The sequence below is a fragment of the Martinezella hainanensis genome (assembly GCF_900094555.1).
Classification (GTDB): Bacteria; Pseudomonadota; Alphaproteobacteria; order Rhizobiales; family Rhizobiaceae; genus Rhizobium; species Rhizobium hainanense.
Genome location: NZ_FMAC01000004.1, coordinates 604,680 through 617,878 on the forward strand (window position 1 = coordinate 604,680; position 13,199 = coordinate 617,878).

Consider the following 13,199-nt stretch of genomic DNA (forward strand, 5'->3'; position numbering starts at 1 on the left):
TTCGGTATTATACGCCAATTGCGGCAAGGAACGGGCTGGCAAACGGTAAAAAAACATCACGGAAGCGTCAATTCTGTACGCTATCCGTCCGCCCGGGATCGGAACGGATCAGATCGATCTCGTAGATCGTGCGCATGACGGTGAAGCGCGCCGTCAGCGTTGTCAGCAGAGCGATGATGATCATGGTAGCGAGAATGCCGATGTAGCCGAGTGCGCCGACGGAGAAAGTTCCGAACAATGCTGTTGCCTGATCGGTCTGCGGCGTGGCAATCGTATGGCTCTGCAGGATTCCAGCTGTTGCGAAGAACAGGGCGGCGAGTGCGCTGCCGGCTCCCGATCCTTTGAGGCTGATCTTCAGGAAATGCTTCTGGAATTCATTGGCGACGAAGGTGCTTTCGGCGCCGACGAAATGCAGCACCTCGACGATATGGCGATTGCCTGACAATGCGCCGCGCGTGGCGAAGACCACCGTCAGGACCATGGCAGTGAAGACGAGCAGCAGGACGCCGGTGCCGATGAGAACGGTGGTGTGTGCCATCGATACGAGCCGGTCGACCCAGGTGCGGTGGTCGTCCAGGGTTGCCTGCGGGATCTGTGCCTTGAGCAGGGCGCGCATTGCCTCGAAATCAGGCGGATGCGTCTCGTCGATGGTAATGATGACGAGACGCGGAACGGGCAGTTCCTTGATATCGAGGCCAGCGCCGAGCCAGGGCTCGAGCAGGCGTGCGGTTGCTGCCTCGTCGACGATCTGGCCCGATTTGGTGCCGACGAAGCTCAACGCGATATCTCGGGCGCTCGTCAGCGCCTTTTCCATATCGAGATTGTCGTCCGGCTTGATCTGGATGGTGATCTCGCGGGAGATCTGGCTTTCCCAGCTCGCCGCCGTCGAGCGCACCATGCTGACCGCACCGAGCGTCAGGCAGGCGAGAAAGGCCATGATGGCGATGACGACGATGAGCGCATTGCCCTGAATGTTGGAGGACGGCACGATCGGTCCGGTCGGGCGCACACGCATTTCCGGGCGTTTGCGCTCGCCAGGCGGTGTGCCTGGAGCTTGCCGTGCTTGCGGCGTCCCGGCGTTCGGGGCTTTCCTGCGGGGAGCGGGCTCAGTCATAGATATCGAGATGCCCCCCCGATAGAATCATGCGTCTCGCCTCGATCTGGTCCATCAGGGCAAGATCGTGGGTGGCAATGACGACGGCGGTGCCCAGGCGATTGAGCTCCAGAAACAGGTTGAGCAGGCGGCGCGCCATCGGCGGGTCGACATTGCCTGTGGGCTCATCGGCAAGCAGGATTTCCGGGCGGTCTATGAGGGCGCGGGCGATGGCGGCACGCTGCTTCTCACCGCCCGAGAGCACCGGCGGCAGCACATTGATGCGCTCGCCCAGGCCGACCCATTTCAATAGCTCCAGGACATCGGTGCGGTAGGAGCTTTCATCCTTGCCGCGCACACGCAGGGGCAGGGCGACGTTTTCATAGGTCGTCAGATGCTCGAGCAGCCGGAAATCCTGAAAGACGATGCCGACGCGGCGGCGCAGCAGCGGCAGTTCGTTGCGCGGGATCGACGAGATCTCCCGGTCGAACATGCGGATCAGCCCACGCGTCGGCTGCAGCGACATGAAGAGCAGCCGCAGCAGCGTCGTCTTGCCGGCGCCGGAAGGGCCGGTCAGGAACTGGAACGATTTCTTCGGTATGTCGAAGCTCAGGTCGCGGAGGATCTCCGGACCCATGCCGTAACGCAAACCGACGTTCTCAAAATGAATCAACGGGCAGTCCAGTCTTCCGCAGGGTTCAATCAGGCGACTTGTTAACCAATGGCATTAACAGCCGGTAAATTTTTCTGGAAAGGCGCCCCATTCATGGCGATCTTTGCGAAGCATTAACCAATAAAATTTACGACTGGGCAGGATTCGTTTCAATGCCCAGATTGGCAATGGGCGTCGAAACCATGTGGATCACCGCAACGGGAGGCCATCATGGGCGCTTTTCGCCACCGTCCACGACAGACGGGGCTGATTTATGACCTTATTCCGCCCGAACGTGGGACGGCATCGGGTCAGGTGCATTACGTCATGCCGAAACCCGATATCGTCGATGCCGAATTCGTGACCGTTTCCGCGGCGCGCGGGCGCACGGCATCGGGCGTCAATATGCGCTATGGCGGGCGTACCCAACCAAGACCGCAGCCAGTGGCGCGCAAGACTACCCTTTCGCGCACCCTGTCTGCCCTGCGAGGGGTCGAGGAAGTTTTGCAGCAGGCATCGCGACGCAGTTTCGTGGCGCTCATTGTTTGCCTCGCAATATTGATCTTCGGACTTTCCGGCGGTTTTTCCGGTCTTTCCGGTGCACCCACCGAGGCGACGGCCGATCCGCTGCAGTTCTCGCACGTGACGCTGACGCCACGCGATGAGAATGGTTTGCCCGTCCTGAGGCTGAACGGCATCATAGAGAATGTCAGCGGTGCGACGCTTTCGGTTCCGCAGGTGCGCGCCGATCTTTTCGCTGGCGACCAGCTGGTGAGAAGCATCGTGGTGGACACGCCGGTCGATCGTCTCGGGCCGCATGAAAGCCGCGGATTCTCGACGCGGCTGCAGCATCCCGGTGGAAAAACGCCTGAAGTTCGGCTCTCCTTCATGCCTTAGGGGGTGTGTCGGGCTCGCTGATTGTGCTACGGGCTATGGTTTGATCGGCGGCCTATGGCCGCGCAGCCATGGAGCATGCCAATCAATGCCTGTCGTACGCGGGAAGAATATCGAGCCGCTTTTCACTGCCGAGCAGATTGCCGAGCGCAATCACGCTTTGGCAAAGGAAATCGCTAGCGGGCCGACGAAAGATCTCCTCGTCATCGCCATTCTCAAGGGCTCGTTCATTTTTGCGGCGGACCTGTTACGCGCTTTGCACGAGACGGGACTTGCGCCCGAAGTCGAGTTCATCACTCTTTCGAGTTACGGTGCGGGTACGACGTCTCAGGGCGTGCGCATCGTCAAGGATATCGACAGCGATGTGAAAGATCGCGATGTCCTTTTGATCGACGATATCCTGGAATCGGGCCGCACGCTGCGTTTCGCCAAGGAACTGCTCTATGAGCGCGGCGCCCGCAATGTCACGCTCGCCGTGCTGCTGGACAAGAGTGTCAAGCGCCAGGAAGAGCTGGAGGCCGATTATGTCGGCTTCGAATGCCCCGATTATTTCGTCGTCGGCTACGGCATGGATGTCGCCTACGCCTTCCGCGAACTGCCCTTTGTCGGTGTCGTCACGGGCGACGCCGAGGCCTGATCTTAAGTTAATACAGGCGGCGTGCCCGCCTGTCCCATTCCGCTCCAGCGATGACGACTCGTTAACCACGGAGCCGATCGCCTGCCCGTTGTTTACCGATCGCAAACGGAATTCTGGTGATTTCGGTCGCGGAACATGACGGACCAGGAGCACGGACCATGGCAAAAATTCTGATCACGGAAGACGAAGACTCGCTTCGTACCTTCGTCGCCCGCGCGCTGCGCTTGGACGGCCACGAGACCGAAGAGGCAGCCGACGGCGCGGAAGGCTTGGAAAAGTTGAAACAGGGCGGCTACGACCTGCTTCTCTCGGATATCCGCATGCCCGTGATGGACGGCATCGAGCTTGCCCATCAGGCGCACTCGACCTGCCCTGGGATGAAAATCTTGCTGATGACCGGCTATGCAGAGCAGCGCGAGCGTGCAGACGACCTTATGGAAAAGATCGTCGACGTCGTCGCCAAGCCCTTCGCTCTGCCCGATATCCGCAAGGCCGTTGCGCGCGCCTTGGCTGCTTGAGGACCATTGAGGGTCAGCGCAGTCATTTCCTGTGCCGACCTCATCATCATTTGCGGATAGGTCCGAAATCGTCGTCCGGGTAATAGATGGTTTCTTTCCCTGGCTTTCTCGAGCCAACGACGATCATCGTCACCGCTGTGGCGGAATGATTGAGCAAATGATGGGCATTCGGTTGCCCCGCCGGAAATCCCACGACATCGCCAGGCTCGAGGATATGGTGGCCGTTTTCGTCAACCAGTGTCGGCGTACCCGTCAGAACATAGAGGAATTCGTCCTCCGCCACATGCCAGTGGCGTGACGATGACATGCCCCCCGGGATCGAGGGTGACGAGATTCACGCCGAATTGCGTAATGCTCACCGCCTTGGCCAGCCGAATCTCGTGCTTGCCGTCGAGCCTTGCATCCGCATCGGCAACGCCGGGCAGGCCTGTCGTGACAGGCAGATCTGAAATATTGGCAAGCTTGGTCTCCAATCATCCCTCTTTACGAAGCATGAAAGACAGGCAACGACGATGGTAGGCCGCCCTACTGACCGAGATTCAGCAAACGCTCCAGATAGCGCCGTTCTTCGCTCAATGTGGGATTGTTGCTCAGCCGTTCGCGAATGGCGTCGAGAATTTCACGTGCGCGCTGGGCATCGATGATCTTCGGCACCATGTCCCTATCAGGCGCATCCAAGGGACCATCCCGTAGCCTGCCGAGCGGATCGCGGCCATTTTGGCCTCCTTGGCCCATCTGCCCCGGCATCTGGCCTTGACCCTGGCCTTGCCCCTGCTGCTGCATCTGGGCCATGAGCTGGTTCATCATCTCGCGCGTACCCTTGCGTAGCGCATCAAGAGCACGTCCCTGACCCTGCACGGCGCCTTCGCCATTGCCTTCGGCAAGCTGGCCTGAGGCGCCCTTCATTTCCTGCTGTGCCTTGCCGTAATTCTGGTTCGGCTTCATGCCCAGCGAGCCCAGGTTTTTCTGGAGTTCGCCGAGCTGCTTGCCGAGATCCTCCTGCTGTTGGCGCAATTGTTTCAGCGCATCGCGCAGCTGATCGGCTGTCATGCCGTCGGTGGGATCCTTGCCTTTTTCGCCTTGCTGGTTCTGGCCTTGCTGCTGATCCTGCTGGCCCTGGTTACGCTGACCCATATCCGGGCGCATCGGATCGTTGAGACCGGGCAATGGCTGGTCCATCAGGCCATCGCCATCCTCGTTGGGATCGCCGCGCTGCATGCGGTCGCGCATGGCCTGATCGAGCTTGAAGGTCTGGTCCATCAGCTTCTGCTGGTCGCGCATGATGCGGCCGAGCTTGTCCATCTGCTCGCGCATCTTGTCGTTTGCCTGGTTCTGCCGCTGTCCGGGCTGAGGCCGACCGGCCTGGAGGCTGTTCATCAGCTGCTGCAGTTCGGAAAGCATCTGCTGCGCGGCCTGGCGGTCGCCGGAGCGGGCGAGATTCTCGATCTGATCCATCATCCGCTGCAGGTCCTGCTGGCGCAGGATATTGGCGGAGCGCTGATTGGGCTGTGCCGGCATGTTGCGCATGCGCTCAGCCAGCTCCTTCATATAGGCGTCCATCGCCTTGCGCAGCTCGTCGGTCAGCTTCTTGATCTCGGCGTCGGACGCATTGCGCTGCAGGGCGTCGGAGAGCTTCTGCTGGGCATCGCGCAGCGCTTTTTCCGCATCGGTCAGCTGGGCGTCTTCCATGCCAAGCGCGATCTGCCAGAGATAGTCGGCGGTATCCTTCAGCGACGCTTCGCTACTTGCGAGCTTCATGCGCGTCAGCGCTGACCTGATCACGAGATAATTGCCGAGATCGGGAATGGTCTCTTCCGGGCGGATGGTCAGCGATTTGTTGAGTTCGATCGCCTCAGGCATCTTGCGGGTATCGAGCGCAAACACCTGGCGCTCCTCCGCCACGGCGGCGGCGAGCGGCTGGCTGAAATTGCGAGACGGCAGCACCATCTCGTAGGGTGAGCTGCGGCCGGTCTGGCCGGCACCATCCTTCGCGACGAGGGTGATGCGGACGCGCTTGCCGGCAAGCGGATCCTGCGTCAGATCATGGGTTGCCAGACCCTTGCCATTGCGGCGATCGCGACGCGGAAGCTCCAGCTTGTATTCGGGCAGGCCATAGAGGGGTTTGGCTGCCGGATCGGATTCGACCGGCACGATCTCGGCATGGGCTTCCTCGACGCCGTAATCATCCTTGACCTTGAAGCCGAGCTCCAGTGCGCCGTTAGCCGTCGCATGCGGAATGCCGTCGAAAGTGATCTCCGGCGGCTTGTCGACGACCACATTGAAGGACCAGGACTTGCCGTTGACGGTCAGTTCGCCACCCTTTTCGAGCTTGAGAACGTGGGTGCGGGCAATCATTCCGTCCGCGGTTGGGGCATTACCGGTGCTGTTTGCTGCGGGCGGTGCGGCGGGAGGCGTTGCGCCAGCCAGGCCTTGCTTGTCGGCATCCGCGGCCTGCTCGGGAATTTCGACGCCTTTTTCCGCGCCAGTCGCCTGGAACAGCACTTTTTCATCCGTCGCAGCCCCCGAAAGACGCACGGTAAGCTCGGAGAATTGCGGCACGTTCAGGCTATTGCCGGCATTGTCGACATTGCCCGTCAGATAGACGGGCGCTTCACCGGTGTAATAGGGCGGGGTGACCCAGGCATCGACGCGGACATCAGGATTGCTCGATGTCGAGGTCGACGTTGTAAAGGCATCGCCCAGCGAGCCGCCGCTGTTGGACATGGAAAAGCTGAAAGCCGTCACCAGCAGCAATGCCGGGATAGCGCGCAGTGCGAAGCGGTCGTAACGCGTGATATCGGGTCTCGGCAGACCGGCATCCAAGGCGGCGATGCGCTCGGCCATGCGCGTCTGGTGTTCGCGCCAGAGCGCGCGGGCAAAGGGGGTGTCGAGCGCCGGCTCATCTTCTTGTACCGTGACCGGTTGGTGGGCGAGGCCGTTGCGCTCCTCCAGCAGCCGATCCGCCTCACCGGTATTTGGCCAGCGCAGGCGACGCAGGGGATAGAGGGAGATGGCGAAGCCGACCGCGAAGGCGGCAAGCAGCAGAAAGCGCAGAATATCCGGCGCGATGCGGAAAATGCCAAACCAGGCAACGGAGAGGAACAGGGCCAGAATGGATGCCGGCAACAGCAGTCGCGGCAGAAGCTGTTCGCTGACGAGCACCAGCCGAGCAAAGAGACGCTTGACCGCAACCATGCGCGCCAGCGCCGGACGGGTGGCGAATGCGCCCTTCTTAGGGTTGCTGGGGCTGGTCATCGGTCCGGTCTTCTCCCGATCTGACGTTGATGGCCAGAGCATAATGCCGAAAAGTATAAGCGGCTTTCGGACGATATCATGCTCTACTTCTTTGATTCTAGAGCGGGTTCAGATCCAGATCGATTCGATCTAAAATCATCCGGCTCCATTCGCCCGTTGGGGATGGCGCGGCGTCCCACACGCTCACGCAAGCGGCGCCCGGCGAGACGCCATTCAATCAAAGATAACATTCTTTGTGGCGAAGACGAGGGCAAGAGGCGCTTAAGCCTGTTTTTTCATCGGACTTCGCCTAAACGTGATCAGTCGGGCAGGTGGAATTTTATCCGGCCTGCCCGAAATCAATGAACTGAAACAGATCAGTCTTCGAGCCACGCGGGGATCGAATCCAGCGCAATCAGCTCCTCGTGGGTGCCGCGCGGGCGGATGACATGAAACTCATCGCCCTTGACCAGAACCTCCGGCACCAGAAGCCGGCTGTTGTAGGTGCCCGCCTGTACAGCGCCGTAAGCCCCGCCCGAGCTGACGGCAAGAAGATCGCCGGGCTTCGGCATCGCCATATCGCGGTCGAGCGCCAGATAATCGCCGGTTTCGCAGACCGGGCCGACGACGTCGGCCTTGATGCGCGGGGCATTGGCATTGCCAAGCTCAACCGGCCGGATCTCGTGATAGGCCTCGTAGAGCGTCGGGCGGATGAGATCGTTCATGGCGCCGTCGACAATCACGAAAGACTTGTCGCCGGCGTCCTTCACATAGATGACCTCGGTCACCAGGATGCCGGCATTGCCGACGATCAGGCGGCCCGGTTCGGTGACGATCTTGCAATTGAGACCGCGCAGCTGGTTCTTGACGATCTCAGCATAGGCATCCGGCAGCGGCGGCGGATTGTTGTCGTCACGGTAGGGAATGCCAAGGCCGCCGCCAATATCGACGTGGTGGATGTCGTGGCCGTCGTTTCGCAGCGTTTCCACGAGATCACGCAGCAGCTTGAAGGCGTCATCGAAGGGCTGCAGCTCGGTGATCTGGCTGCCGATGTGCATGTCGATACCGGTGACCTTGATGCCCGGGAGAGTGGCGGCGCGGTCATAGACGGCGCGGGCACGCTCCCAGGAAATGCCGAACTTGTTTTCCTTCTTGCCGGTCGAGATCTTCGCATGGGTACGCGCATCGACATCCGGATTGATACGGAAGGAGACGGGCGCCACTTTGCCGGCGCGAATGGCGCGCTGATTCAGCACTTCCAGTTCCGGTTCGGATTCGACGTTAAAGCAATAGATGCCGGCTTCCAGAGCCACATCCATTTCCTGCGCGGTCTTGCCGACGCCGGAGAACATGATGCGGCTGGCCGGAATGCCTGCGGCCAATGCCCGGCGCAATTCGCCGACCGAGACGACGTCGACGCCGGCGCCAAGGCGACCAAGCGTCTTCAGCACGGCCTGATTGGAATTGGCCTTCATGGCGTAGCAAACCATGGCATCGACATCGCCGAAGGCTTCCGCGAAGACGCGATAGTGGCGCTCCAGCGTTGCCGTCGAATAGACGTAGAAGGGTGTGCCGACCGCCTTGGCGATCTCGGGAACCGGAACATCCTCGGCGTGGAGGATGCCGTCGCGATACTCAAAATGGTTCACGGTCGCTGCCTAATCAGAGAAGCGGGTCGAGGAAGAACTTCTTGTCCTCCGTGCCCGGCTCCTTCGTCGGCTTGGAGACGTCGCCGCCTTTGGTCGCATGAGCACTCGGCGGATCGAGAGGGCCTTTGCGGCCACATCCGACGACGGCAAGGCCGACGACCGAAAGCACGACGGTCAGGCGGATGATGTGCGGCATGTTGATCTGCATCGAAATCCTCTTGAGCGACTAGAGCATGATGCCGAAAAGTGTGAGCGGTTTCGGACGACATCATGCTCTACTTCTTTGATTCTAGAGCCGGATGATTTTAGATCGTTTCGGCCTAAAATCATCCGGCTCTAGCGCGAAAGTCACTCTTCTTAGCGAAGTTTCCGCGTCTTGTGCACCCTGATTGTTTGAGTGCGGTTTCGTCAGTCTTTTCAGTTGCGAGCGCGCCAGAAAGCGATCTGCTTGCGCACTTCGGAAGGTGCAGTGCCGCCGAAGCTCTTGCGGCTGGCAACGGAGGCTTCAACCGTCAGAACATCGAAGATCTTGTCGGTGATGTCGGGATGGATCGCCTGCAGGTCGGCAAGCGAAAGCTCCGCCAGCTCGCAGGATTTGCTTTCGGCAAGCGCCACGGCGCGTCCCGTCACATGGTGGGCATCGCGGAAGGGCAGGCCTGCTTCGCGCACCAGCCAATCGGCAAGGTCGGTCGCGGTCGAATAGCCGGAACCGGCGGCGGCCTTCATGCGGGCGGTGTTGATCGTCATGTCGCGCATCATGCCGGTCATGGCGGCAATGGCGAGTTCGAGGCTTTCGGCGGCGTCGAAGACCTGTTCCTTGTCTTCCTGCATGTCCTTGGAATAGGCGAGCGGCAGGCCCTTCATGATGGTCAGAAGCGCCACCAGCGAGCCGTTGATGCGGCCGGTCTTGGCGCGCACCAGTTCGGCCGCATCCGGGTTCTTCTTCTGCGGCATGATCGAGGAGCCGGTGGAGAAGGCGTCGGAGAGGCGCACGAAGCCGAATTGCGGCGTCGACCAGATGACGATCTCCTCGGCAAGCCGCGACAGATGCATGCCGGCGATGGCGGCGATCGACAGGAACTCGAGGGCGAAATCGCGGTCGGAGACGGTGTCGATCGAATTGCGGGTCGGTTCCCGGAAGCCGAGTGCCTTGGCCGTCATGTGGCGGTCGATCGGGAAGCCGGTACCGGCAAGGGCCGCGGCGCCGATCGGCGATTCATCCATGTGCTCGATGGCGTGGCGCACGCGCGAACGGTCGCGGCCGAACATCTCGACATAGGCCATGCAATGATGACCGAAGGTGACGGGCTGCGCCGTTTGCAGATGGGTGAAGCCCGGCATGACGGTTTCGGCGTGTTCTTCAGCACGGTCGAGGAAGGCCGCGATCAGATCGGTCAGCGCCTGCTCGCACTTCTGCAGCTCTTCCTTCACCCAGAGGCGGAAATCGAGTGCCACCTGGTCGTTGCGCGAGCGGGCCGTGTGCAGGCGTCCGGCCGCCGGGCCGATCAGGGTCGCAAGCCGCGCCTCGATGTTCATATGGATGTCTTCGAGACGGCGGGAGAATTCGAAATTGCCGCTTTCGATCTCTGACAGGATCGTGTTCAACCCGTGAACGATCTTGTCTTTATCCTCGGTTGAAATGATGCCTTGATTGGCGAGCATGCTCGCATGCGCGATTGAGCCGCGGATATCCTGGGCAAACAGCTTCTTGTCGAAATCGATCGAGGCATTTATCTCCTCCATGATCGCCGCGGGGCCGGAAGCGAAGCGTCCGCCCCACATCTGGTTGGAGGATTTGGTGTCCGTGCCGTCAGTCATGAGATGCCCACCTGGAGAATGTAATGACAGCAAAGAAGCCGTTCGGTCTGCCGTCCATGAAACTTGTTCTGCTTGCCGCCGTCGCTGGGGTTATTGCCGGTGCGGCAGCGGTATACGTGAAGGAGGCGGGGTATGGCAATGGCATTGGTGAAACGGCTTCGGCCGATCAGTGCGGGTCGGCTAGGGATCGTGCTGCTGCCTTAAAGCCGTTTACCAAGGGCCAGGTCGCCGCCATGAGCGTGCCGCCGGCGCCGATCTCGCTGAAGGATGTTTCCTTCAAGGGGGCTGACGGGCAGCCGCTATCGATTGGCAGTTTCGCCGGCAAGACCGTGCTCTTGAACGTCTGGGCAACCTGGTGCGTGCCGTGCCGCGAGGAAATGCCGGCGCTGAACGCGCTCGAAAAGAGCGTCGGCAACGACAAGTTCGAGGTGGTCGCCGTCAACATCGACACGGGCGACGATGAAAAGACCAAGGCCTTCCGCACGGAATATGCCATCGACAAGCTCGGCTACTACCGCGACAACACGATGGGCGTGTTCAACGTGCTGAAGAAGCAGGGGCTGGCCTTCGGCTTGCCGGTGACTTTGCTCATCGACAACAAGGGCTGCCTGCTGTCGGCCATGAATGGGCCGGCGGTCTGGGACAGCGAAGATGCTAAGAATCTGGTGAAGGCCGCAACAGCGCTGTAACGCGTTCGTACGCCGGGTCGTCAGGCGTTAAGAATTGGAATTGATCGAAGAAAGGTCATCCTCGGGTAAGCCCCAGCTGAGAGGCTGGAATCACCCTAGGCACTTTTTGAAAATCGATCCAGATGAACCAGTCACCTGCGCATGCTTCGGCCGATGCATCAGCGGCTCCCCATGTCTTGTCTCAAGCCGAGACTTTGACGGGGGCCGGTCGCTACGAGGACGCTATCCACCTATTGCTATCGGCCCGCGAGCTTGTCAGCCGCGAACCGGTCATGTGCAACATGCTGGGATTTCTGTTGCTGCAGGTTGGCAGGCCGCAGGACGCGGTCCCGTGGTTCGAAGCGGTGCTCCGTCTCAAGCCCGATTATATTCAAGCGATATCTGGCCTCGGTACGGCATATCAAAGCGGTGGCGATCTCGTCCGGGCACTGCAGTGCTACGACAGAGTCGTTGCGGTGCAACCGGACGACGCGGCGTCCTGGTACCATCAAGGGTTCGTGCTTCAGGAGTTGGGGCGATCGGTCGAGGCGCTTTCGAGCCTTGACCGGGCGGTCTCTCTGAAAAGCGACTTTGGTCTGGCCCTTGCCAAGCGCATAGAGGTCATCGAGTCGCTGAGCAATATGCCGGAGGCCATGCAGGCAGCCTTGCGTAGCTGCCATCAGTCGCCCGAAGATGTGAGATCGTGGTCGCAACTTGGGGATCTTCTCCAGAAATATCGCGATTTCGACAAGGCGATCGCAGCTTATGACAAGGGATTATCGCGCTTTCCCAATGACTTCCGCTGCCTCTGCAACAAGGCGCAGGCGCTGGAGGCTACGGGGCGCTACCGCGAAGCCCTGATCACGGCGCAACAGGCACTGCGCGTCGAACCAAGCGATCGCGATGCGCTGGTGCTCTGCGGCAAGCTCGAACTCAAATTCGGAAATCCGGCGGCTGCGCATATCTGCTTTCAAATCGTTGCCGATATGGGTGTGGTGCGTAATTACCCGGCGGCGAGGAAGCCTGCCAAGTTTCGAGCGCTCCTGCTCTTTTCGCCCGAGGCTGGCAACACACCCTATGAGGATCTGATCAGAGATAGTTGCTTCGATACCGAGGTGCTCTTCGTCCTGCGCGGTTATCGCAACGATCCGCAGGATTGCAGCGATCGGGTCGATGTCGTTGTCAATCTCGTTTCGGAAACCGATTTTGGGCTCGACGTCATGGCGTCCGCAATCGATGTCGCCGATTCCCTGCACAGGCCCGTCGTCAATCACCCGCGGCTGATGTTGGCGACGGATCGCGAGTCCATCTCGCGGCGTCTGACCAGCGTTGCGGATGCGGTCATGCCGGCGACGGTTCGGATCGAGGCCAAAGATCTGCAGAGAAGGGTGCGGGACGGCGATACGAAAGCCTTTCCGCTGATCGTGCGCCATGCGGGCAAGCATGGCGGTGACATGATGGAGCTGGCCGAAGATGCCGATACACTGTTGCGCTTTGCCGAAGAAGCCGGAGAGCAGACCCTCTATCTAACTGACTTCGTCGATTACAGTTCACCCGATGGGCTGTTTCGCAAATATCGTTTCATCTTCGTCGGAGACCAGATCCTCCCCTATCATCTCGCCATCGGCGATGGCTGGAAGGTGCATCATGCCTCGACGCGCATGGTCAGTGTCGAATGGATGCGCAGGGAGGAAGAGGCCTTCCTCAATGAGCCCGAGCGCGTTTTCGGAGTGAAAGGCATGGTTGCCCTCGATGCCATCCGCCGCCAGATCGGTCTCGATTATTTCGGGATCGACTGCTCGCTCGATTCCGAGGGCAGAGTGGTAATTTTCGAGGTCAACGCATCGATGCTGATCCATCTTCATAATGCGGGCTTTGAATACAAGACGCCGCATGTGCACAGGATCAAACAAGCGTTCGAGCTGCTTCTGGAGCGGAGGGCGAACGAATACCGTTCATGGGTTTCGACAACGGGTGCGTTGTGGACGCGGAGCGCATAGTCCCGGCTGAGTGACCTCGTCTCCGACAGCGTGATG

General features: G+C 60.3%; 13 protein-coding genes. 6 read left to right on the plus strand and 7 right to left on the minus strand.

The window, feature by feature from the left end:
• Positions 1-67: 67 nt before the first annotated feature.
• On the minus strand, positions 68-1,114 hold the full coding sequence (locus GA0061100_RS16505) for a cell division protein FtsX (protein ID WP_075853761.1): 1,047 nt from the start codon (positions 1,112-1,114) through the stop codon (positions 68-70).
• Entirely contained in the window at positions 1,107-1,766 is a 660-nt protein-coding gene (gene ftsE, locus GA0061100_RS16510) for a cell division ATP-binding protein FtsE (protein ID WP_075853762.1), read from the minus strand. Before ftsE ends, GA0061100_RS16505 begins: the two co-directional genes overlap by 8 nt.
• Positions 1,767-1,976: 210 nt before the next feature.
• Here ftsE and GA0061100_RS16515 point away from each other — a divergent pair, with 210 nt between their 5' ends.
• The 3 genes from GA0061100_RS16515 (at position 1,977) to GA0061100_RS16525 (ending at position 3,794) form a co-directional block, all read left to right on the plus strand.
• Entirely contained in the window at positions 1,977-2,642 is a 666-nt protein-coding gene (locus GA0061100_RS16515) for a hypothetical protein (RefSeq protein WP_075853763.1), read from the plus strand.
• Positions 2,643-2,727: 85 nt separating this feature from the next.
• Positions 2,728-3,276 (plus strand): hypoxanthine phosphoribosyltransferase, encoded by a 549-nt coding sequence (hpt, locus tag GA0061100_RS16520; RefSeq protein ID WP_075853764.1) that lies wholly within the window; start codon positions 2,728-2,730, stop codon positions 3,274-3,276.
• A gap of 158 nt (positions 3,277-3,434) precedes the next feature.
• Positions 3,435-3,794, plus strand: a complete 360-nt coding sequence (locus GA0061100_RS16525) for a response regulator (protein WP_069612925.1) — start codon at positions 3,435-3,437, stop codon at positions 3,792-3,794.
• A gap of 46 nt (positions 3,795-3,840) precedes the next feature.
• Here the strand turns inward: GA0061100_RS16525 and GA0061100_RS16530 are convergent, their stop codons facing one another.
• Entirely contained in the window at positions 3,841-4,101 is a 261-nt protein-coding gene (locus tag GA0061100_RS16530; RefSeq protein WP_075853765.1) for a cupin domain-containing protein, read from the minus strand.
• On the opposite strand from GA0061100_RS16530, the gene GA0061100_RS34685 reads away from it, so the two are divergent.
• Positions 4,100-4,243 (plus strand): hypothetical protein, encoded by a 144-nt coding sequence (locus tag GA0061100_RS34685; RefSeq protein ID WP_159444786.1) that lies wholly within the window; start codon positions 4,100-4,102, stop codon positions 4,241-4,243. The two genes, GA0061100_RS16530 and GA0061100_RS34685, sit on opposite strands and share 2 nt — an antisense overlap.
• Positions 4,244-4,319: 76 nt before the next feature.
• Here GA0061100_RS34685 and GA0061100_RS16535 read toward each other — a convergent pair whose 3' ends face one another.
• The 4 genes from GA0061100_RS16535 to argH form a co-directional block, all read right to left on the minus strand.
• The gene (locus GA0061100_RS16535; RefSeq protein ID WP_075853766.1) at positions 4,320-7,049 is read right to left on the minus strand and encodes a TIGR02302 family protein; all 2,730 of its coding nucleotides are present in this window, start codon (positions 7,047-7,049) and stop codon (positions 4,320-4,322) included.
• 356 nt (positions 7,050-7,405) lie between these two features.
• The gene (gene lysA / locus GA0061100_RS16540) at positions 7,406-8,677 is read right to left on the minus strand and encodes a diaminopimelate decarboxylase (protein ID WP_075853767.1); all 1,272 of its coding nucleotides are present in this window, start codon (positions 8,675-8,677) and stop codon (positions 7,406-7,408) included.
• 13 nt (positions 8,678-8,690) lie between these two features.
• Positions 8,691-8,885, minus strand: a complete 195-nt coding sequence (lptM, locus tag GA0061100_RS16545) for an LPS translocon maturation chaperone LptM (protein ID WP_015341316.1) — start codon at positions 8,883-8,885, stop codon at positions 8,691-8,693.
• A gap of 209 nt (positions 8,886-9,094) precedes the next feature.
• Positions 9,095-10,495: an argininosuccinate lyase gene (argH, locus tag GA0061100_RS16550; protein ID WP_075853768.1), complete on the minus strand. Its 1,401-nt coding sequence runs from the start codon at positions 10,493-10,495 to the stop codon at positions 9,095-9,097.
• A 23-nt stretch (positions 10,496-10,518) separates the two neighbouring features.
• Here argH and tlpA point away from each other — a divergent pair, with 23 nt between their 5' ends.
• Both tlpA and GA0061100_RS16560 read left to right on the plus strand, forming a co-directional pair.
• A complete protein-coding gene (gene tlpA, locus GA0061100_RS16555; RefSeq protein WP_075853769.1) occupies positions 10,519-11,184 on the plus strand; it encodes a thiol:disulfide interchange protein TlpA in 666 nt (221 codons plus the stop codon).
• Between the two features lie 122 nt (positions 11,185-11,306).
• Positions 11,307-13,163, plus strand: a complete 1,857-nt coding sequence (locus GA0061100_RS16560) for a tetratricopeptide repeat protein (RefSeq protein WP_075853770.1) — start codon at positions 11,307-11,309, stop codon at positions 13,161-13,163.
• Positions 13,164-13,199: the final 36 nt, after the last annotated feature.

Coding starts and splice junctions, on each gene's coding strand:
- GA0061100_RS16530 (WP_075853765.1), bottom strand. CDS start 4,101: ATGTCATCGTCACGCCACTGGCATGTGGCGGAGGACGAATTCCTCTAT.
- GA0061100_RS16560 (WP_075853770.1), top strand. CDS start 11,307: ATGAACCAGTCACCTGCGCATGCTTCGGCCGATGCATCAGCGGCTCCC.
- GA0061100_RS16525 (WP_069612925.1), top strand. CDS start 3,435: ATGGCAAAAATTCTGATCACGGAAGACGAAGACTCGCTTCGTACCTTC.
- lptM (WP_015341316.1), bottom strand. CDS start 8,885: ATGCAGATCAACATGCCGCACATCATCCGCCTGACCGTCGTGCTTTCG.
- hpt (WP_075853764.1), top strand. CDS start 2,728: ATGCCTGTCGTACGCGGGAAGAATATCGAGCCGCTTTTCACTGCCGAG.
- tlpA (WP_075853769.1), top strand. CDS start 10,519: ATGACAGCAAAGAAGCCGTTCGGTCTGCCGTCCATGAAACTTGTTCTG.
- GA0061100_RS34685 (WP_159444786.1), top strand. CDS start 4,100: ATGCCCCCCGGGATCGAGGGTGACGAGATTCACGCCGAATTGCGTAAT.
- GA0061100_RS16535 (WP_075853766.1), bottom strand. CDS start 7,049: ATGACCAGCCCCAGCAACCCTAAGAAGGGCGCATTCGCCACCCGTCCG.
- GA0061100_RS16515 (WP_075853763.1), top strand. CDS start 1,977: ATGGGCGCTTTTCGCCACCGTCCACGACAGACGGGGCTGATTTATGAC.
- argH (WP_075853768.1), bottom strand. CDS start 10,495: ATGACTGACGGCACGGACACCAAATCCTCCAACCAGATGTGGGGCGGA.
- GA0061100_RS16505 (WP_075853761.1), bottom strand. CDS start 1,114: ATGACTGAGCCCGCTCCCCGCAGGAAAGCCCCGAACGCCGGGACGCCG.